Consider the following 19,702-nt stretch of genomic DNA (forward strand, 5'->3'; position numbering starts at 1 on the left):
ATCAACGCTCCGGGCGGGAGCGGCCCGCCCTGCCCTAGGCGCCCGCCAGCATCGTTTCCACAAGGCGCTGGACGCGCAGAGCCTCCTCGACCGTTGCGAGGCGATTGGGTTTGCCCGCGATGCACAAAAGCAGGTCATCGAGCTGCGCGCGCAGGCTGGCCGCGCGCGGATCAGCGGGGCGTTCGCGCACTTCGGTGAATTCACCGCCATCGGACATGGCATCGACATAGAAATCGGTGATGCGGCGGCTGACCTTCGTGCCCTTGATCGTCAGTTCCTGACGGTCGGGCTGCGCCCCGCCAACGCTGGCCATGATGGTGACCGGGCGACCGTCTTGCGCTTCGAGCCGGGCGAGCATGTGGGTTTCGCAAAGCGCCGGATCGTCGGGATAGGACGGGCGCGCCCATTTGACCGAGAGCGGGCCGAGGATGCGTTCGGAGAAAAACAGGAAATGCGAGATCACCTCGCGCGTCATGCCGCCTTCGGCCTTGAAACGCAGCCAGTCGGCGGCCTTTTGCCATTCGCGCGGCCAGGCGCCGTAGGTGACCACGATATCGGCGCCGACGACATCGCCCAGGGCGCCGGTCTGCGCGGCCTGCGCCATATCGGTCATGGCGGCGCCGGCGGCCTGGGTGAAGTTCACCGCGGCCGGCACGCCGGTCGCGGCAAGGCGCGCGACCAGGTCCTCGCTCTCGGCGATGTCGACGCCGAGCGGTTTTTCCAGAAACACCGCCTTGCCGGCGGTGGCGGCGGCCAGCGCATAGGCCTTGCGCGGCACCGGCGGGCACGAGAGGTAGACCAGGTCGGCGGCGGCAATCGCCGCCTCGGCGCTGTCGGTCACCTGCGCGCCGGGCGCCATTGCCTGCGCCGCGGCGCAGGCCGACGGGTCGGGATCCCAGAGCGCCGTGGGCGTATAGCCTTCGTGCCGTTCCATGTGTTCGAGCATCCGGCGCCCCATGATGCCCAATCCGATGATCGCTGTTTTCACGGTCATGTCTTTGCCCCGTTTTTCCTGTTTCTGGGTTTCGTTGGTTCGGTTGTGTCGTGGGTCAACGCCCCACGGCGTAGGCCTGCATCAGCCGCGGCGTGGCGGCGGCGCGCAGAAGGCCATCAGGGTCACGCGCGGCGGCGGTCAGGCGGCCCACTGTCCATGGGTCTGCCACGTCGACCTTGTGGCCGCGGGCGCGCAGGTCGTCGATGACGGCTTGGCCTGCGGCGGGTTCGATCATCAGGTGGCCGGGCTGCACCGCGCGCGGGTGAAAGGACGACAGGAAATGCGCGGTGTGAAAGAGCGGCGCATCGACCGCCTCCTGCAGGTTCATTCCACCATGCACGAGGCGCAGGAAATAGATCAGCTGCCACTGGTCCTGCTGGTCGCCGCCGGGCGTGCCGAAGGCCAGCGCGCGCCCGTCGCCGCGCGCGGCCATCGAGGGCGACAGCGTGGTGCGCGGACGCCGGCCCGGGGCAAGCGAGGTGGGCAGGCCCGGGTCGAGCCAGAACATCTGCGCCCGGCTGTTGAGCGGCATGCCGAGGCCCGGCACCACCGGCGAGGATTGTAGCCAGCCGCCCGAGGGGGTGGCCGAGATCATGTTGCCCCAACGGTCGATCACGTCGAGATGCACGGTATCGCCGCGTTTTTCAGCCAGGTGCGCCATCGTCGGCTCGCCGCTGCCGATGCCGGCCGCCGCATCGCCCTGCGCGGCGGCGCGGGCAATCGCGGCCTCGGCCAGGTGCGCCAGGCCGTCGATCCGGCCCGGCCGCTGATCGAGCGAGGCCGCCTGTCCGATCAGCGCGCGGCGGGTGGCGGCATAGTCGCGCGACAGCAGCGTGTCGGCGGGAATGTCGTAGAAACCGGGATCGCCGTAATAGGCTTCGCGGTCGGCGAAGGAGAGTTTCATCGTCTCGGTGACGAGATGCACGAACTCGGCGCCCAGCGGGTCGAGCGTGTCGAGTCCTGCGCCGTCGAGGATGCGCAGCGATTGCAGGAGGCTGGGCCCCTGCGACCAGAAGCCGGCCTTCCAGACCGTCCAGTCACCGTAATCGACGGACAGTGGCGCCTCGTAGGTTGCCTGCCAGTTGGCCATGTCGTCGCCTGTCAGAACCCCCTTGCGGCGGGCGCCTTCGGCGTCCATCAACTCGGCCTCGGCCACGAAGCGGTCGATGCTGTCGGCGATGAAGCCGCGGTAGAAGGCCGCGCGCGCCGCCTCGATCTGGGCCTCGCGGCCTGTCGCAGCCTCGGCTTCGGCGAGGAGCCGCTCCCAGGTGTCGGCCAGGTCGGGATTGCAGAAGAGCGTGTGCGGCGCGGGCGGCTGGCCGCCGGGCATCCAGGTGGCGGCGGAGCTGGGCCATTCGTCGCGGAAGAAATCGGCCAGCCCGGCGATGGTGGCCGAGACGCGCGGCAGCACGGGGTGGCCCGCGCGGGCATAGTGAATCGCGGGTTCCAGCACGTCGCGCAAGGAAAGCGTCCCGTGATCGCGCAGAAGGATCATCCAGGCATCGAAGGCGCCCGGCACCACGGTGGCGAGAAGCCCCGCGCCGGGGATGCGCTCGAGCCCGACGCTGCGGTAATGCTCGATCGTGGCGCCGGCGGGTGCCACGCCCTGCCCGCACAGCACCTGTGGCACCTCCTGACCGGCAAGGCGGAACAGCGCGGGCATGTCGCCCAGCGGGCCGTTCAGATGCGGCTCGACCACGTGCAGCACAAAGCCCATCGCCGCGGCGGCATCGAAGGCGTTGCCGCCCTGTTCAAGCATCTTCATGCCGACCGCCGAGGCGATCCAGTGGGTCGAGGTGGCAACGCCGAACGTGCCGATCAGTTCCGGGCGGGTGGTGAAGCTCACGCTGTCCTCGTTTTCTCTGTTTGGGTCAGAATAGGCGGATTTCGGGCGATTCCCAGAAGGCCGTAACGTCGCGTGCCGCCGTTGCCTTCATCAGTGGGCTTGCGCATCGGGCCGGATAACGGTTTGTTGTGGCGCGAACGACCCCGGAGGAGGACGCCGGGGCGCAACAGGGCGGACCTTGGAATGATCGAAACGGCACTGGGCCTGACGGGCGGCTTTACCGCGCCGCATCGCGTGGCCACGAAAATCGGCGCGGATGTTCTGGACGATGGCGGCACGGCAATCGAGGCGATGGTTGCGGCGGCGGCCGCGATTGCCGTCGTCTACCCGCATATGACGGGGATCGGCGGCGACGGGTTCTGGCTGATCCATCGCAAGGGCGAGGCACCGGCGGCGATTTCCGCCTGCGGCCCGGCCGCCGGGCTAGCCACGCCCGAATGGTATGCCGAGCGCGGGCATGTCACCGCGCTGCCGACGCGCGGAGCGCAGGCGGCGCTGACCGTCCCGGGCTCGGTTGGCGGCTGGGAGGCGGCGCTGGCCCTGGTCGATCCGTCCAAGCGCCGCGCGCTTTCGGAGCTTCTGGTCCCGGCGATCGCGCTGGCGAAGGGCGGCGTGGCAGTCACGCGCAACCAGTCGGTGACAACCGAGGAAAAAATCGACGGGCTGCGCGATGTGCCCGGCTTTGCCGATCTTTATCTGCGCGACGGGCAGGCGCCCGCGCCGGGCGATGCGCTGGTGCAGGCGGCACTGGGTGCTACGCTGGCGGCCATCGGTCAAGATGGGACCGACAGCTACTATCGTGGGGATATCGCGAAAACGCATGCCGCCTTCCTTGAGGCGCAGGGCAGCCCGCTGCGCCTGACGGATTTCGAAGCCTATCACGCGGAACAGCAAACGCCGCTGACGATCAGCACGTCGCTGGGCACGCTTTACAACATGGGGCCGCCCACGCAGGGCATGTCATCGCTGGCGATCCTGGGTGTTTTCGACCGGCTGGGCATACGCGAGGGCGAAAGTTTCGATCACATTCACGGGCTGATTGAGGCGACCAAGCAGGCCTTTATCACGCGCAATGCCGAGCTGGGCGACGCGCGCGCCATGCGCCAGCCGGCGCAGGAGTTCCTGAGTGATGTCGAGATGGAGCGTATGGCCGCCGCCATCGACATGAAAACTGCCCTGCCCTGGCCGCACGAGGCCAAGCCCGGCGATACGATATGGATGGGCGCGGCCGACCGGTACGGCAATGTGGTGAGCTTTATCCAGAGCGTGTTCTGGGAGTTTGGCAGCGGCCTGACCTGCCCCGAGACCGGAGTGATGTTCCAGAACCGCGGCGCGGGCTTTTCGCTGGCCGGCGGGCCGAACCAGCTGGCCCCGGGCAAGCGGCCCTTCCACACGTTGAACCCGGCGCTGGCGCATCTGAAGGACGGGCGGGTGATGTCCTATGGCACGATGGGCGGCGAAGGCCAGCCGCAGACGCAGGCGGCGGTGTTTTCGCGCTATGCCCAGTTCGGTATGCCCCTGCAGCAGGCGGTGACCGCGCCGCGCTGGCTGTTGGGCAAGACATGGGGCGATGATACGACCAGCCTGAAGCTGGAGGATAATTTCGACCCGGCGCTGCGTGCCGCGCTGGCCGCAGCCGGGCACGAAGTTGAAACCGTGTCCGCCTTTTCCAGCCTGATGGGACATGCCGGCGCGGTTGTCAGCCATCCTTCGGGCCTGATCGAAGCCGCCAATGACCCACGTTCGGATGGGCTGGCCTATGCCGTCTGACCTTTGACCAAGACCAACACGAAATAAATGGAGCCCGACATGAGCCCGACCGTCTCTGCCCTGATCGCCACGCATGACGAAAACGCCCCCGCCATCGGCGCGCCCGACCGGCCCTGGCTGAGCTATGGGGGATTGCGGACCCTGTCGGCCGAGGTGGCCGACACGTTGCACGGCTTTGGCGTGGGCCGCGGCGACCGGGTGGCGATCGTGCTGCCCAACGGGCCGGAAATGGCCGCGGCCTTTGTCACCATCGCGCAAGCTGCCACCACCGCACCGCTGAACCCCGCCTACCGGCAGGAGGAATACGAGTTCTACCTGGAGGACCTGCAGGCCAAGGCGCTGGTCGTGGCCGAGGATTATGACGGCCCTGCCCTGCCCGCCGCGCAGAAATTCGGGATCGCCATCCTGCGTCTTTCGTTTGATCCGGAGGCGCCGGCCGGCAGTTTCACCTTGAGCGCCGAGGGCAGGATCGGCGATTGCGACAGCGCCGCGCCGGAACCCGATGATATCGCGCTGATCCTGCACACCTCGGGGACGACATCGCGGCCCAAGATCGTGCCGCTGATGCAATCGAACATCCATGCCTCGGCGCATAACATCATGACATCGCTGGCGCTGACGCCCGAGGACCGCTGCCTGAACGTGATGCCGCTGTTTCACATTCACGGGCTGATCGCGGCGGTTGCCGCATCGCTGGCCGCAGGCGCGCAAATCTGCTGCACGCCGGGGTTCAACGCGCTGCGCTTTTTCGCGCAGCTGGATGATGTGAAGCCCAGCTGGTACACCGCCGTGCCGACCATGCACCAGGCCATCCTGGCGCGTGCCGAGCGCAACCGCGAGATCATCGAGAGCGCTAATCTGCGCTTCCTGCGCTCGTCCTCGGCCTCGCTTCCGGCGCCGGTGATGCACGAGCTGGTCGAGACCTTCGGCGCGCCGGTGATCGAGGCCTATGGCATGACCGAGGCCACCCACCAGATGTGCTGTAACCCGCTGCCGCCGCGCGCGCAGAAGCCCGGATCGGTCGGCGTGCCCGCCGGCCCCGAGGTGCGCATCGCCGACGAGGCCGAGGACCGCCTGCTGGACGCGGGCGCGACCGGCGAAGTGGTGATCAGCGGGCCGAACGTGACGCCGGGATACGAGGGCAACCCGAAGGCCAACGAAGAATCGTTCTTCATGGCCGAGGGCAAGCGCTGGTTCCGCACCGGCGACCAAGGAGCGTTTGACGGGGACGGATACCTGAACCTGACCGGTCGGCTGAAGGAGATCATCAACCGGGGCGGCGAAAAGATCAGCCCGCTTGAGGTGGATGCGGTTCTGCTGAGCCATCCCGAGATCGCGCAAGTGGTCTGTTTCGGCGTGCCGCATGACAAGCTGGGCGAAGAGATTGCCGCGGCGGTTGTGCTGAAAGAGGGATCGGCGCTGGACGAGAAAGCGATCCGCGCCTTTGCCGCCGAACATGTGGCCGATTTCAAGGTGCCGCGGTCGGTCATCATTCTGGAGGAAATTCCGAAGGGCGCGACCGGCAAGATCCAGCGGATCGGCATGGCCGAGAAGCTGGGGCTGACGGGCTGACAGGCGGGAGGACAAGGCCATGAAGATCTGCATATTCGGCGCCGGTGCGATCGGCGGTTACATCGCGGTCAAGCTGGTGCAGGCCGGGACGGATGTGAGCCTGGTTGCGCGGGGGCCGCACCTGGCGGCGATGCGCGAAAACGGGCTGACCCTGATCGAGGAGGACGGCACGCGGACCAATGTGCCGGTGACCGCCTCGGACGATCCGGCCGAGCTGGGGCCGCAGGATTACGTGATCATCACGCTCAAGGCGCATTCGGTGCCGCCGGTGGTGGAGAAGATGCAGCCGCTGATCGGGCCGGACACGACCATCGTCAGCGGGGTGAACGGGCTGCCCTGGTGGTATTTTCACAAGCTGGACGGCCCGTTCGAGGGCACGCGGCTGGCCTCGGTCGATCCGGGGGATGCGCAGTGGAACGGGTTTGGCCCCGACCGGGTGCTGGGCTGTGTCGTCTACCCGGCGGCGGAAGTGGTGGAGCCCGGGGTGATCAAGCATATCGAGGGCAACCGGTTTTCGCTGGGCGAGCCTTCGGGCGAGAAATCAGAACGCGCGATGGCACTGTCGAAGGCGCTTTCGGCGGCCGGGCTGAAGGCGCCGGTGCGGCCGCGCATCCGCGACGAGATCTGGGTAAAGCTGTGGGGCAACCTGTCGTTCAACCCGATATCGGCGCTGACGCATGCGACGCTGGATGTGCTGTGCACCGATCCCGGCACGCGGGCGGTGGCGCGCGGCATGATGCTGGAGGCGCAGGAGATCGCCGAGAAACTGGGCGTCAAGTTTCCCATCGACGTGGAACGCCGGATCGACGGCGGCGCGGCCGTGGGGGCGCACCGCACCTCGATGTGGCAGGACCTGGATGCCGGGCGGCCGATGGAGATCGACGCGCTGGTAGCCTCGGTTCAGGAGGTGGGCGAGTTGACCGGCACGCCAACGCCGACGATCGACACGGTTCTGGCACTGATCCGGCTGCGGGCGAAGATGGCGGGGCTTTACTGAGCCCCGCCCTGCCCCGCGAGGGCGCGGCCCACCTCGACAATCCGCTCGGACGTGATGCCGAAATGGGCGTAAAGCGCATCGGCGCGGTCGGACGCGCCGAAACCGGGCATACCGATGAAGCGGTCGCCCGGGCGCAGCCAGCGTTCCCAGCCGAACTGCATTGCCGCCTCGACCGCGATGCGCGGCGCATCGCCGAGCACCTCTGAGCGATAGGTTTCGTCCTGGTCGTCGAAAAGCTCCCAGCAGGGCATGGATACCACCGCCGTGGCGATGCCGTCGCGCTCCAACGCTTCGCGCGCGGCGACGGCGAGTGCGACCTCGGTGCCCGTGGCCAGCAGCGTGAGCACGCGGGGGCCGCTGGCCTCGGCCAGAACATAGGCGCCCTTGCGGCTGAAGTTATCGGCCCGATCCGAGCGCACCGGATGCGCATCCTGCCGGGAGAGCGCGAAGAGGCTGGGTGTGTTGCGCGCTTCTAGCGCAATTTCCCAGGCCTCGGCGGTTTCGACCGCGTCGGCGGGGCGAAAGACGCGCATGTTGGGCATGGCGCGGTAGCTGGCCAGGATTTCCACCGGCTGGTGCGTGGGCCCGTTGCTACCGACGCCAATGGAATCGTGGCTGAAAACGAAAAGCGCGGGCAGCCCCATCAGCGCGGCCATGCGCATGGCGGGGCGTTCGTAATCGGCAAAGGCCAGGTAGGTCACATTCACCGGGCGCAGGCCGCCATGGGCGGCGATGCCACAGGCCATCGCGCCCATCACATGTTCGCGCACGCCGCAATGGACGTAGGACCCGGCCCGGTCCTGCGCGGAAAAGGCCGTGCGGCTGCGCTTGTGATTGGTTGGCGCTTCGAGATCGGCGCAGAGCACGAGGCTTTCGGGCATGGGGGCGGCGAGTGCATCGCAGACATCGCCCGAAGCCATGATCGTCGGATGGGGAGTAGCGGCGGCGGTGTTGCGCAGGTTGGCCGCGATTTCGTCCCACGTTGCCGGAAGATCGCCGGCGATGCGGCGGTCGAACTCGACCGCGTGGCGGTGCGCGGCGTGGCGTGCGGACCAGGCGGACCGCGCGGCGCTGCCCCGTTGCGACAACGCGGCCCAATCGGTGCGAATGCCGGCTGGAATGTCGAAGGCGGGGCTGGACCAGCCCAGCATCGCGGCGGCATCGGCGCGGTCCTGTCCTGTCAGCGGCGCGCTGTGGCCGCCCCGCTGGCCCTGCAAGCGCGGGATGCCGCGCGCGATGGTCGTGCGGCAGGCAATGAGCGAGGGGCGCGGATCGGCCTTGGCCGTTTCAATCGCGGCGTCGATGGCGGCGATGTCGTGACCGTCGATGCTTTGCACGTGCCAGCCTGCCGCGACAAAGCGCGCGGGTACGTCTTCGCTGATCGACAGGATGGTGTCGCCGTCATCGGTGATGTGGTTGTCGTCCCAGAGGAAGGTGAGCTTGCCCAGGCGCAGGTGGCCCGCGAGCGAGATCGCCTCCTGCCCAACGCCTTCCTGCAGGCAGCCGTCGCCGACGAAGGCCCAGGTGCGGTGATCGACCAGATCGGAACCGAACTCGGCGGCAAGACGTGCCTCGGCCACGGCCATGCCGACGGCGCAGGCAATCCCCTGCCCCAGGAGCCCGGTGGTGATCTCGATTCCGGCGTGTTGTTCGATCTCGGGGTGGCCAGCGCAGACCGAGCCCAGCCGCCGGAAGGATTTCAAGGCATCGAGCGACAGTTCTTCATATCCCGACAGGTGCAGCAGGCTGTAGAGCAGCATCGAGCCGTGCCCGTTGGACAGCACCACGCGATCGCGATCGGGCCAGAGCGGGTTGGCCGGATCGGCTCTGAGGTGGTTGGCATAGAGCGTCGCCGCGATCTCGGCCATGCCGAGCGGCACGCCCTGGTGGCCTTCACCCGCGTTCAGGATGGAGTCGATCGCGAGAAACCGGATGGCGTTCGCCATCTGCTGGATGTCGGGCATGGCCGTAGCCTCTTTGTCATTCCTGTCTTAGCTGCAGAGGTAGCGGGTTTCGCGGCCGAATCCTTTGAAGAATTGCTAACAAGAAGATGCAGATTTCCGCAGGATCGTGCCCGTTTCAGTTTGCCAGCGGATCGCCCGGGCGGGCCGGCAGGAACGAGCAGCCGAGGTTTTGCAGGCGCGTGCGGACCTCGGCTTCGTGCGCTTGCGCTTCTTCGCTGATCCAGCTGGCGAAGCGGTTCAGAATCCGGCGGTTGAGGTAGCGCGGCGGGCAGACGAACCAGTAGGCGGGAAATTCGATCACCTGAAGCGCTGGGAAAAGTGGCACGAGTTCGCCCCGCTCAAGCTCGGGCAGGCAGAGCGCGGCGCTGTCGAGCGCGACCCCGCCCGACTGTTTCGCCATTTCTATGGCCATCGAGGAGCGGTCGAAGCGGAAGGGATAAACGAGATCGGAAAGCTCGATCTGGTTGGCGGCGAGCCAGAGATCCCAGCGGTAGAGCGTCTTGACGCTGTCGATCAGCCGCGCGGCGCGCAGCTGTTCGGCGGGATCATCGCTGTGCTGTTGGAGGCGGTCGCGATAGGCCGGGCTGCAGAGCGGCAGGACGAGATCGTGCATCAGGCATTCGACGGTGAGGCCCGTCCATTCGCCGTGGCCGTAGCGGAGATCGCAATCGACCGCTTCGGTCTCGAAGGCGGTGAAATCGGGTGTGGCGTCGATGCGGATCGCCCAGTCGGGGTTGCCTTCGGCAAAGCGGGCGACGCGCGGGCCGAGCCAGCGCACGCCGAAACTTGGGCTGACGCGGATCGTCAGGCTGCGCATGTCGCGCTGGCGGCCGATGGCGCTGCGAGCGTTGCGCAGGGCGCCGAAAGCGTGCGTGGTGGTCTGGAATAGCCGGTCGCCATCGAGGGTGAGCACCAGCCGGCGTTTTTCGCGGCGGAAGAGCTTGACCCCGAACTGGCCTTCCAGGAGGCGTATCTGCTGACTGACGGCGGAGGGAGAGACGCCAAGCTCGGCCGCCGCCTTAGTCACCGTTCCGAGCCGCGCAACCGCCTCGAAATACTCGGTCGCCTTGAGATTGATGCCGCGCATGGGGCTTACCTGTCTTTGTTCCGGCGCCTGGCCGGGGCTTCTGCATGGTTGCATCGTGAAGCCAGGCTTCACAACCCTTTTACCCTATTTTCTTGACCCGGGCGCGCGCGCGTGGAACCTCGGGGGCAGATTGCCGCCGAGGACCAAGCCGGGAGAGGCCAGATGAGCACGCGCATCGAAGCCGATTACACGATTGAAACGCCGCTGGACCCGGCCCGCGCGGCCGAGGTGATGGCGGGCGAGCAATCCTCGGGGACCTTCGTGAAGCTGCCGGGCGAGACGGAGGAACTGCGAGAGCGGTCGGCCGCGCGGGTGGAGCGGTTGGAGGAGCTGGAAAGTGTGGGCGCGCCGTCCCTGCCCTGCGTTACGCCGGACCAGGGGCAAGGATACCGCCGGGCGCAGGTGACGCTTTCGTGGCCGGTGGACAACATCGGCCCGGACCTGCCCAACCTGATGGCCACGCTGGGCGGCAACCTCTTTGAGCTGCGCGAGTTTTCCGGGTTGCGGCTGGAGGATATCCGCCTGCCCGGCAGTTTTGCCGCCGCCGGCCCGGGCCCGAAATTCGGCATCGATGGCACAAGACGGCTGGCCGGCGTTGAGAGCGGGCCGCTGATCGGGACGATTATCAAGCCGAGCGTGGGGCTGTCGCCCGAGGCCACGGCGGATCTGGCCGGAGAGCTGGCCGGCGCGGGGATCGACTTTATCAAGGATGACGAGTTGCAGGCCGATGGCCCCGCCTGCCCGTTCGAGGCGCGCGCCCGCGCGGTGATGGAGGTGCTGAACGCGCGGGCCGACAAGACCGGCAGGAAGGTGATGTATGCGTTCAACCTGACCGGCGAGATCGACGATATGCGGCGCCGGCATGATCTGGTGCGCGATTTGGGCGGCACCTGCGTGATGGTCAGCCTGAATTCCATCGGGCTGAGCGGCCTTCTGGCGCTTGCGCGCCATTCCGAGCTGCCGATCCATGCCCATCGCAACGGATGGGGGGCGCTGTCTCGGGCGCCGATGCTGGGCTGGTCCTATCCGGCGTGGTCGAAGCTGTGGCGCCTGGCGGGGGCAGACCACATGCATGTGAACGGGCTGCGCAACAAGTTCAGCGAAAGCGACGACAGCGTGATGGCCTCGGCCCGGTCGCTGCTGGAGCCGCTATTTGGCGACAAGCCCTGCATTCCGATGCCGGTCTTTTCCTCGGGCCAGACCGCCGCGCAGCCGCCGGACACCTATCGGAGGCTGGGCAGCGCCGATTGCATTTACGCGGCTGGCGGCGGGATCATGGGCCACCCCGATGGCCCAGCGGCCGGTGTGCAGAGCCTTCGCGATGCCTGGGACGCGGCAATGGCCGGCATCGCGGCCGAGGATTACGCAAAGACCCACCCGGCCCTCGCCCGGGCGCTGGAGACCTACAGGTGAGCCCGCGCCTGCCAGAAGGCATACTCGTCGGCTGGTATGGTGACGATTTCACCGGTTCGGCCGCGACGATGGAGGTGCTGGCCTTTGCCGGCGTTCCATCGGTCCTGTTTCAGAACATCCCGACGCTCGAGATGCTGGCGCGATTCCCAGATATCCGCGCGGCGGGCATTGCCAGCACGGCGCGCAGCCATGGCCCGGAATGGATGGAAGCACAGCTGCCGCCCGCCTTCGACTTCCTGCGCGAAACATGCGCACCGGTGGTGCATTACAAGGTCTGCTCGACCCTCGACAGCGCGCCGCATGTCGGCTCGATCGGCAAGGCGATCGACATCGGCGCGCGGGTGATCGGCACAGATCTGGTGCCCTTCCTGGTCGCGGCGCCGGTGATGCGGCGCTACCAGATTTTCGGCAATCTGTTTGCCGCAGCGGGCGGTGGCGTCTACCGGGTGGACCGGCATCCGGTGATGGCCCGCCACCCGGTTACGCCGATGGGCGAAGCGGATGTGGGCCGGCACCTGTCGGCGCAGACCGACAAACGGTTCGGCGCGATCACCATCGAGGACCTCGAGCGCGATCCAGCTACCGCCCTGACACGGGAACGCGCGGCGGGGGCACAGGTGGTCACGCTTGATGCGATGACGCAGGCGCATATGCGGGAAAACGGCGCGCTGATCTGGAACGACGGCACAGGCCAGACCTTTGCCGCGGGATCGCAAGGGGTGGAATATGCGCTGGTTGCGCATTGGCGCGCGGCGGGGCTGTTGCAGGGCGCGGACCAGACCGCGGGCGCCGGCCCTGTCGATCAGATCGTGGCGGTGTCGGGTTCGGTTTCGCCCACCACAGCGGCGCAGATCGACTGGGCCGAGGCAAACGGGTTTGCGCTGTTCCATCTGGACCCGGTGCTGGCGGTTGATGAGGCCGACGCCGCCGATCTGGAGGCCTTTGCCCTGAAAGTTTTCCGCGCCGTCGAAGCCGGGCGCGATGTGCTGATCTGTACGGCGCGGGGGCCGGATGACCCGTCGGTGGCGCGGATACGCGCAGCGGTGGAGCGAAGCGGGACCACGATGGAGTCCGCCAATGCGCGGCTGGGCCGTCTGCTGGGCCGGTTGCTGAAGGACTGCATCGAAAAATTCGCGATCAAACGCGCGGTGATTTCGGGCGGCGACACGTCAGGGCACGCGGCGCGCGAATTGGGGATCTACGCCTTTACCGCGCTGGCGCCGACCATACCCGGCGCGGCGTTGTTGACGGCCTATTCCGACAATCCCGCGCTGGATGGCCTGCAAATCGCGCTGAAAGGCGGGCAGATGGGAAGCCTGGATTACTTCGGCTGGATCAAACGCGGCGGTGGCGCTGCATGAAGGAGAACGACATGACCAAGATTGCATTGCTGGGCGCAGGCGGAAAAATGGGTGTGCGCCTGGCGCAGAACCTGAAACCCTCGCGTTTCGAGGTGGACCACGTGGAAATCTCAGACGAAGGCCGCGCGCGGCTGAAAGCCGAGGTGGGTGTCAACGCGGTGGCGCAGGATGCCGCGCTGGCCGATGCGGACGTGATCGTGATGGCGGTGCCCGACCGGCTGATCGGCAAGATCGCGCACACCTTCATCGACAAGGTGAAACCCGGTGCCGCGCTGATCGTGCTGGATGCGGCCGCCCCCTTTGCCGGCGAGATGCCCGAGCGCGGGGACGTGACCTATTTCTGCACCCATCCCTGCCACCCCAACATTTTCGAGGTGACGCCGGACGTGGAGGCGCAGCGCGACTATTTCGGCGGCATCCACGGGCCGCAGGGCATTGTCTGCGCGCTGATCCAGGGGTCGGAAGAACATTACGCGCTCTGCGAGGAAGTGGCGAAGATCATCTATGGCCCGGTGGCGCGGTCGCATCGCTGCACCTTGCAGGACATTGCCGTGCTGGAGCCGGCCCTGTCGGAAACCGTGGGCGCGACCTTTGCGCTGGCGCTGCGCGAGGCCACGGACCGCGCGATTTCAATGGGCGTGCCGGAAGCGGCCGCACATGATTTCATACTCGGCCACCTGAAGATCGAGCTGGCGATCGCCTTTGGCATTTTCCCCGAAGGCAAGTTTTCAGATGGTGCGCTGCTGGCGATCGACAAGGCGAAATCGGTGATCTTCCGCGAAAACTGGCTGGACGACGTGTTCAACCTGAACGCGGTCAGGAAATCGGTCGCGGATATCTGCAACCCCGAAAACGCCTGAGCACGCACCGTTGCCCGGCCCTGTGACGGGGCCGGGTGTGTCAGGTGGCGCTGTCGAGCAGGCGTTTTTGCTCCTCGCGCATCTCGACGATGTCGAGATCGTCGGTCAGCTCGACATCGTCGAAGCTGACCACCTGGTCGCGCTGGATCGGGCGTTTGAGTTTCACGTGATGTGCCAGGCCGATGGGCAGCGCGTTGCGCGCCACGGATTGCGCCGCCGGGATCGCCTTGGCCCAGACCTTGAAGCCGCCTTCGCCATCGAGATAGTCGCCGGCGGCGAAATCGCCCTTCGAGGTGGCGACCGCATCGGCGCGGTAGCGTGTGGAGGAGCCTGTCGCCTCGCCGCGCAGGCAGGCCGAGAGGACCGAGACACTGGTTTCCAGCCCGATCAGGTGGAAGGGCCGCCACATCGAGCCGTACCAGCCCGACTTGTCGGTCAGGAGCCCGTATTGCTGGAAACACGCCCGGGTGTATTCATCGGGCGCGCGGAAGGTGACGAACATGCCATACTGGATGTTGTTGAGCACGACACGGCCATCGGGTTCGCGGCTGGCGGCGATATCGACAAGGCCGGGCCGCGCCAGTTGCCCGCCGTCGCTGGCGGGTTTGAACACCTCGGCCAGGTCCTGCAGCCCGCTGGGGTGAAAGGCCAACCCGTCATCGGGGCAATCGAGGCCGGTGGCATTGGCGACCGCCGCCATTTCGATCGCGGCCTTGGTGCCATCGGTGAAGGAATTGTACATTTTCGGATTGAAGTCGCCGGCGGCGACTTCCTCGTCGCTCCAGCCGAAGAAACCCCAGACCGTATCGGGGGTGGAATAGCGGTAAGGCGGCGCGAAGTTCATGCCCTTGCCGGCAGCGACCAGTTCAAAGCCGCAGGCATGCACCCAGTCGACCAGTTCGCAGATCGCGGCGGGCTGATCGCCATAGGCCATGGAATAGACCACGCCTTTTTGCCGCGCGCGTTCGGCCAGGAGCGCGCCGCAGAGCACATCGGCCTCGACATTGACCATGATCACGTGCTTGCCCGCGTCGATTGCCGCCATGGCGTGCCGGATGCCCGCGATCGGGTGGCCGGTGGCCTCGACCACGCATTCGATGCCGTCTGCGGCGCAGAGCGCCTGCGCGTCTTCGGTCAGGTGGGTGGTGCCGGCGTCAAGCGCGTGAGAGACAGACGCGGCGCCGTAGCGGTCCTCGGGCCAGCCGACCCGCGCTAGCGACTCGCGCGCGCGGCCGAGATCCAGATCGGCGATCGCGGCGACATGGTAGCCGGGGATGCACTTGGCCTGGGCCAGGATCATCGAGCCGAACTTGCCCGCGCCGATGAGGCCGACGCGCACCGGGCGCCCTTCGGCATTCCGCTGCGCCAACATTGCTGAAAGATTCATCCCTGCTCCTCCGCCATGGGTTCATGCGCAGGATAGGCAGCCGCGTGTTGCAGCGGCCACCGGTTTCTGTGCGAAAACATTTTAGTAATTCTAACGAAGTGGTTAAGAATTCAACGTTGCATAACGACCCCGTGCGCGCGAGTGATCATTGTGAAGAGACAAGATTTCCCGGGAGGCGAACCTTGGTACGGCAATCAGGCTCGAATGTCAGTCTTGCGCAGCGCGCGTGGGCGATCCGGCGCAATGCGCTGTTGATGGGCGAGGTCCAGGGACAGGGCTATATCGGCCAGGCACTGGGGGCGGCCGATCTCTTGGCCGTGACGCATTTTCACGCCATGACCTATCGTCCGGAAGAGCCTGAATGGGAAGGTCGGGACCGGTTCTACCTGTCGATCGGGCATTACGCCATCGCGCTGTACGCGGCGATGATCGAGGCTGGCATCCTGCCCGAGGACGAGATCGCCACCTATGGGATGGACGATTCACGCATGCCGATGTCCGGCATGGCGTCCTATACGCCGGGGATGGAGATTACCGGCGGATCGCTGGGCCACGGGCTGGGCATCGCGGTGGGCGCGGCGATGGGGCTGAAGCGCAAAGGCAACCCGGCCTTCGTCTATAACATGCTGTCGGATGGGGAACTGGGCGAAGGCTCGACCTGGGAGGCGGTGATGTCGGCGGTGCAGTGGAAGCTGGACAACCTGATCGCGGTGGTCGACTTCAACAACCAGCAGGCGGACGGACCCACGCGCGAGGCGCTGGCCCGGACGCCCGAAGCCGCCAAGTGGGAAGCTTTTGGCTGGCACGCGCAGGAGGTGGACGGCAATGACCTGGACGCTCTGGTCGCGGCCTTCGACACCGCGAGACGCCACGAGGGCGCGCGGCCGCGTGTGATCATCTGCAATACCAAAATGTGCAAAGGCATCCCGTTCCTGGAAGAGCGGGAAATCACGCATTTCATCCGGGTCGAGCCGGACGAATGGCAAAAGGCACTGGCCATTCTGGACGAGGAGAAGCCGCAATGAGTGATGTCCCGTTCGGCGCCCATTCGCGGCGCAAGTCGAAATACACCCCGCGCAAGGCCGCCAATGACGGCGCGCGCACCTCGGCGATGATTGCCTCGCTCGATGCGGAAGGGCGCGAGACGATCGCGGCGCCCTTTGGCGAGGCGCTGTGCGAGCTTGCGAAAACCCGCGAAGATATCGTTGGCCTGTCGGCGGACCTGTCGAAATACACCGACATGCATGTTTTCGCCAACGCCTATCCCGACCGGTTTTACCAGATGGGCATGGCCGAGCAGGTGATGATTTCGGCCGCGGCGGGGCTGGCGCGCGAGGGGTTCACGCCCTTTGCCACCACCTATGCCGTTTTCGCCTCGCGCCGGGCCTATGATTTCATCGCCATGGCGATTGCTGAGGAAAACCTGCCGGTCAAGATCTGCTGTGCCTTGCCTGGCCTGACCACCGGGTATGGCCCCAGCCACCAGGCGACCGAGGATATCGCGATTTTCCGCGGAATGCCGAACCTGACCATCGTCGACCCCTGCGATGCGGTGGAAACGGCGCAGGCGACCCATGCTATCGCCGACCATCCCGGCCCGGTCTACATGCGCCTTCTGCGCGGCAAGGTGCCCGACGTGCTGGGGCGCTATGGTTACCGGTTCAAGCTGGGCAAGGCGCAGACGATCCGCGACGGGCGCGACGTGCTGTTCATTTCGTCGGGCTTCATGACGATGCGGGTGCTGGACGCGGCCGAGAAGCTGGCCGCCGATGGCGTGGATTGTGCGGTGCTGCACGTGCCGACGATCAAGCCGCTGGACGTGGACACCATTGCCGCCGAGGCCGCGAAATCGGGGCGGCTGGTGGTGACGGCGGAAAATCACACGGTGATCGGCGGCCTGGGCGAGGCGGTAGCGGGCGCGCTGATGCGCGCGGGCGTGCATGTGCCGTTCCGCCAGATCGGCCTGCCCGACGAGTTTCTGGATGCCGGCGCGCTGCCGACGCTGCATCACCAATACGGACTGTCCGTGGAGGCCGTTATGGCCTCGATCAAATCATGGCTGTGAGGAGAACCTGATGAAACTGCTGGAAGGCAAGACTGCCATCGTGACCGGCGCGGCCTCGCCGCGGGGCTTGGGCAAGGCGACGGCCTCGCTCTTTGCCGCGCATGGCGCGCGCGTGGCCATTCTCGACCTTGACGAAGGCGCGGCCAAGAAAGCCGCCGCGGATATCGGTGACGCGCATATTGGCCTGGCCTGCGATGTCACCGACAAATGGGCCTGTGTCGACGCGGTCGCGGCGGTGCTGGATGCCTTTGGGCAGGCCGATATCCTGGTCAACAACGCCGGCATTACCCAGCCGCTGAAGATCATGGATATCGAGCCCGAAAATTACGATGCCGTGCTGGACGTGAACCTGCGCGGCACGCTGTACATGAGCCAGGCGATCATCCCGCATATGCGCGAGCGCAAAACTGGTTCGATCGTCAACATCTCGTCGGTTTCAGCGCAGCGCGGCGGCGGCATTTTCGGCGGCCCGCACTATTCGGCGGCGAAGGCGGGCATCCTGGGCCTGACCAAGGCGATGGCACGCGAGCTGGCCCCCGATGGGGTGCGTTCCAACGCGGTCTGCCCGGGATTCATCGCCACCGACATCACCGGCGGCATGCTGACGGATGAGATGATGACGATGATCCTGGACGGCATCCCGATGGGCCGCGCGGGCGAGGCCTCGGACGTGGCGGGCTGCTGCCTTTTCCTGGCGTCGGACCTGGCGGCCTATGTCACCGGATCGGAAGTCGACGTGAACGGCGGATCACTGATCCACTGACCGCCCAAAAGGGACCGCCCCCGCATTGCGGGGGCGACCCGTGGATCAATCGGCGGCCACGGCCTTCTGGCGTTGCTCGCCCAGTCCTTCGACCCGGACCGTCATGACGTCGCCGGGCTTCAGGAAGCGCGGCGGCGTCATGCCCAGACCGACCCCGGAGGGTGTGCCCGTCGCGATGACATCGCCCGGCATCAGCTTCAAGAACTGGCTCATGTGGCTGATGATCTCGCGCACCGAGAAGATCATGTCGTCGGTGGAGCTGTCCTGCACCGTCTCGCCGTTGAGATCGAGCGACAGACCAAGCGCCTGGGGATCGGACACCTCGTCTGCGGTGACGAGCCAGGGGCCGGTGGGCCCGAAGGTGGGGGCCGATTTGCCCTTGATCCATTGACCGCCGCGATCCATCTGGAACGACCGCTCGGAGACATCGTTGATCACGCAATAGCCCGCAACATAGTCGAGCGCGTCAGCCTCGGAGACGTACGAGGCCTCGCGCCCGATGACGACGCCCAGTTCGACCTCCCAGTCGGCCTTTTCGGAGCCGCGGGGAATGACCACCGGATCGAACGGGCCGGAGAGCGCCGAGCTGGCCTTGGAGAAGAGGATCGGCTCTTTCGGAGGTTCGGCGCCGGTTTCGGCGGCGTGTTTGGCGTAGTTCAGCCCGATACAATAGAAATTCGGCACCGAGGCCAGGCAGGCGCCGATACGTCCGGGGGTTTCCACAAGCGGCAGGTCGGACAGGTCGAGCGCACGCAGCTGTTCGAGCGCAACGTGTGAAACCGCCGCCCCGGCGAGGTGAGGGACATGCGCGCTCAGATCGCGGACGCGGCCCTCGTCATCGAGGACACCTGTTTTCTCGGCCCCGGCCGGGCCGTAACGCAACAACTTCATCTTTGGCTTCCTTCGCGTTGATTTATCTCATGTTTTTTCGGGAACGGCTTCCGGTTCAGTCGCCTCCGGCAACAGCCCATCCTCTTCGAAACGGTGCTGCACGTTTATGACCAGATGTTCAAGGTGACTTCCGATTTCGCGGGTCACGGCCTCGGGATCGCGCGACAGAAGGCCGGCGACGATGGCGCGGTGCTGTGAAAGCACCCTGTCGCGCGAGCGTTTGCGGATCGCCGAGAGATAGCGCGCACGCCACAGACGGGAAAGAAAGGCGTTATGCGCCTCGGCCATGGACGGGTTGTGCGAGGCCCGGGCGATGGCGATGTGAAAACTCATGTCGATCTCGAACACGTCGATGGGATCGACCGTGTCATAGACGGCTTCCATATGCTGCTGAATGCGCTGGATTTCCTGCAACTCGTCATCGGTTGCGCGTTCGCAGGCGAGCTGCGCAGATTTCAGTTCGAGACAGGACAGCACCTCGATGTTGTCGGTGATTTCCTGCAGGCTCGGGCTGGCGACGATCGGGCTGCGCGAGGGACGCAGGATGACGAGCCCCTCTTTCGCCAGGATGCGGATTGCTTCGCGCATCGGTGTGCGGCTGACACCCATTTCGGCGGCATTGTCACGCTCCTTGATCGAATCGCCCGGCGCCAGCTTGCCGCGCAGGATGTCGCGGCGCAGAGTTTGGGCAATCTGATCAGGCAGGGTCTGGTCTGTCATAGAGCACTCTCG

The 19,702-nt window shown here is 66.4% G+C and carries 16 protein-coding genes; 9 read left to right on the forward strand and 7 right to left on the reverse strand.

Translation table 11 applies throughout. The annotated features are described in order from the left end of the window. Positions 1-34: 34 nt before the first annotated feature. Both E0501_RS07335 and E0501_RS07340 read right to left on the reverse strand, forming a co-directional pair. The gene (locus E0501_RS07335; protein WP_137700650.1) at positions 35-994 is read right to left on the reverse strand and encodes a Gfo/Idh/MocA family protein; all 960 of its coding nucleotides are present in this window, start codon (positions 992-994) and stop codon (positions 35-37) included. A 55-nt stretch (positions 995-1,049) separates the two neighbouring features. Continuing rightward, complete coding sequence (locus E0501_RS07340; protein ID WP_235857764.1) at positions 1,050-2,840, reverse strand: gamma-glutamyltransferase family protein; 1,791 nt, start codon at positions 2,838-2,840, stop codon at positions 1,050-1,052. A gap of 183 nt (positions 2,841-3,023) precedes the next feature. On the opposite strand from E0501_RS07340, the gene E0501_RS07345 reads away from it, so the two are divergent. The 3 genes from E0501_RS07345 to E0501_RS07355 are packed head-to-tail and all read left to right on the forward strand — an operon-like array spanning position 3,024 to position 7,179. Beyond that, positions 3,024-4,610 carry a gamma-glutamyltransferase family protein gene (locus E0501_RS07345; protein WP_137700651.1) on the forward strand — a complete coding sequence of 529 codons (1,587 nt, stop codon included), beginning with the start codon at positions 3,024-3,026 and terminating at the stop codon, positions 4,608-4,610. A gap of 39 nt (positions 4,611-4,649) precedes the next feature. Then, complete coding sequence (locus E0501_RS07350; RefSeq protein ID WP_137700652.1) at positions 4,650-6,182, forward strand: acyl--CoA ligase; 1,533 nt, start codon at positions 4,650-4,652, stop codon at positions 6,180-6,182. A gap of 19 nt (positions 6,183-6,201) precedes the next feature. After that, positions 6,202-7,179 carry a 2-dehydropantoate 2-reductase gene (locus E0501_RS07355; protein ID WP_137700653.1) on the forward strand — a complete coding sequence of 326 codons (978 nt, stop codon included), beginning with the start codon at positions 6,202-6,204 and terminating at the stop codon, positions 7,177-7,179. Here E0501_RS07355 and tkt read toward each other — a convergent pair. Together tkt and E0501_RS07365 are read right to left on the reverse strand one after the other, a co-directional pair. Beyond that, complete coding sequence (gene tkt, locus E0501_RS07360; protein WP_137700654.1) at positions 7,173-9,143, reverse strand: transketolase; 1,971 nt, start codon at positions 9,141-9,143, stop codon at positions 7,173-7,175. The two genes, E0501_RS07355 and tkt, sit on opposite strands and share 7 nt — an antisense overlap. A gap of 115 nt (positions 9,144-9,258) precedes the next feature. Next, complete coding sequence (locus tag E0501_RS07365; protein WP_137700655.1) at positions 9,259-10,230, reverse strand: LysR family transcriptional regulator; 972 nt, start codon at positions 10,228-10,230, stop codon at positions 9,259-9,261. A gap of 162 nt (positions 10,231-10,392) precedes the next feature. Between E0501_RS07365 and E0501_RS07370 the strand changes: the two genes are divergently transcribed. From E0501_RS07370 to E0501_RS07380, 3 genes are read left to right on the forward strand one after another with little or no spacing between them, the layout of a single operon-like run. Next, positions 10,393-11,643 carry a ribulose-bisphosphate carboxylase large subunit family protein gene (locus tag E0501_RS07370; protein ID WP_137700656.1) on the forward strand — a complete coding sequence of 417 codons (1,251 nt, stop codon included), beginning with the start codon at positions 10,393-10,395 and terminating at the stop codon, positions 11,641-11,643. Further along, entirely contained in the window at positions 11,640-13,004 is a 1,365-nt protein-coding gene (locus tag E0501_RS07375; protein ID WP_235857765.1) for a four-carbon acid sugar kinase family protein, read from the forward strand. Before E0501_RS07370 ends, E0501_RS07375 begins: the two co-directional genes overlap by 4 nt. Positions 13,005-13,015: 11 nt before the next feature. Then, positions 13,016-13,864, forward strand: a complete 849-nt coding sequence (locus E0501_RS07380) for a phosphogluconate dehydrogenase C-terminal domain-containing protein (protein WP_137700657.1) — start codon at positions 13,016-13,018, stop codon at positions 13,862-13,864. A gap of 40 nt (positions 13,865-13,904) precedes the next feature. Here E0501_RS07380 and E0501_RS07385 read toward each other — a convergent pair whose 3' ends face one another. Beyond that, positions 13,905-15,251, reverse strand: coding sequence for an NAD(P)H-dependent oxidoreductase (locus tag E0501_RS07385; protein WP_137700658.1), 1,347 nt, complete (start codon positions 15,249-15,251; stop codon positions 13,905-13,907). 254 nt (positions 15,252-15,505) lie between these two features. Between E0501_RS07385 and E0501_RS07390 the strand changes: the two genes are divergently transcribed. Genes E0501_RS07390 through E0501_RS07400 form a run of 3 tightly spaced genes read left to right on the forward strand, consistent with a single transcriptional unit; the run spans position 15,506 to position 18,079 of the window. Next, positions 15,506-16,276 (forward strand): transketolase, encoded by a 771-nt coding sequence (locus E0501_RS07390; RefSeq protein WP_137700879.1) that lies wholly within the window; start codon positions 15,506-15,508, stop codon positions 16,274-16,276. Continuing rightward, the gene (locus E0501_RS07395; protein ID WP_137700659.1) at positions 16,273-17,316 is read left to right on the forward strand and encodes a transketolase family protein; all 1,044 of its coding nucleotides are present in this window, start codon (positions 16,273-16,275) and stop codon (positions 17,314-17,316) included. The genes E0501_RS07390 and E0501_RS07395 overlap by 4 nt, the downstream gene beginning before the upstream one ends. Positions 17,317-17,326: 10 nt before the next feature. Further along, positions 17,327-18,079 (forward strand): SDR family NAD(P)-dependent oxidoreductase, encoded by a 753-nt coding sequence (locus E0501_RS07400; protein WP_137700660.1) that lies wholly within the window; start codon positions 17,327-17,329, stop codon positions 18,077-18,079. Positions 18,080-18,124: 45 nt separating this feature from the next. Here E0501_RS07400 and E0501_RS07405 read toward each other — a convergent pair whose 3' ends face one another. Continuing rightward, positions 18,125-18,970: a fumarylacetoacetate hydrolase family protein gene (locus tag E0501_RS07405; RefSeq protein WP_137700661.1), complete on the reverse strand. Its 846-nt coding sequence runs from the start codon at positions 18,968-18,970 to the stop codon at positions 18,125-18,127. Positions 18,971-18,997: 27 nt separating this feature from the next. Further along, complete coding sequence (locus tag E0501_RS07410) at positions 18,998-19,690, reverse strand: GntR family transcriptional regulator (protein WP_137700662.1); 693 nt, start codon at positions 19,688-19,690, stop codon at positions 18,998-19,000. Between the last annotated feature and the right edge of the window lie 12 nt (positions 19,691-19,702).

The sequence above is a fragment of the Marimonas lutisalis genome (assembly GCF_005434965.1).
GTDB classification, from domain to species: Bacteria; Pseudomonadota; Alphaproteobacteria; order Rhodobacterales; family Rhodobacteraceae; genus Marimonas_A; species Marimonas_A lutisalis.

Excerpts from the sequence above, each read along its gene's own strand:
- E0501_RS07395 (WP_137700659.1), top strand. The coding sequence starts at position 16,273 with ATGAGTGATGTCCCGTTCGGCGCCCATTCGCGGCGCAAGTCGAAATAC.
- E0501_RS07370 (WP_137700656.1), top strand. The coding sequence starts at position 10,393 with ATGAGCACGCGCATCGAAGCCGATTACACGATTGAAACGCCGCTGGAC.
- E0501_RS07385 (WP_137700658.1), bottom strand. The coding sequence starts at position 15,251 with ATGAATCTTTCAGCAATGTTGGCGCAGCGGAATGCCGAAGGGCGCCCG.
- E0501_RS07335 (WP_137700650.1), bottom strand. The coding sequence starts at position 994 with ATGACCGTGAAAACAGCGATCATCGGATTGGGCATCATGGGGCGCCGG.
- E0501_RS07405 (WP_137700661.1), bottom strand. The coding sequence starts at position 18,970 with ATGAAGTTGTTGCGTTACGGCCCGGCCGGGGCCGAGAAAACAGGTGTC.
- E0501_RS07350 (WP_137700652.1), top strand. The coding sequence starts at position 4,650 with ATGAGCCCGACCGTCTCTGCCCTGATCGCCACGCATGACGAAAACGCC.
- E0501_RS07365 (WP_137700655.1), bottom strand. The coding sequence starts at position 10,230 with ATGCGCGGCATCAATCTCAAGGCGACCGAGTATTTCGAGGCGGTTGCG.
- tkt (WP_137700654.1), bottom strand. The coding sequence starts at position 9,143 with ATGCCCGACATCCAGCAGATGGCGAACGCCATCCGGTTTCTCGCGATC.
- E0501_RS07400 (WP_137700660.1), top strand. The coding sequence starts at position 17,327 with ATGAAACTGCTGGAAGGCAAGACTGCCATCGTGACCGGCGCGGCCTCG.
- E0501_RS07355 (WP_137700653.1), top strand. The coding sequence starts at position 6,202 with ATGAAGATCTGCATATTCGGCGCCGGTGCGATCGGCGGTTACATCGCG.
- E0501_RS07390 (WP_137700879.1), top strand. The coding sequence starts at position 15,506 with ATGGGCGAGGTCCAGGGACAGGGCTATATCGGCCAGGCACTGGGGGCG.
- E0501_RS07380 (WP_137700657.1), top strand. The coding sequence starts at position 13,016 with ATGACCAAGATTGCATTGCTGGGCGCAGGCGGAAAAATGGGTGTGCGC.
- E0501_RS07345 (WP_137700651.1), top strand. The coding sequence starts at position 3,024 with ATGATCGAAACGGCACTGGGCCTGACGGGCGGCTTTACCGCGCCGCAT.
- E0501_RS07410 (WP_137700662.1), bottom strand. The coding sequence starts at position 19,690 with ATGACAGACCAGACCCTGCCTGATCAGATTGCCCAAACTCTGCGCCGC.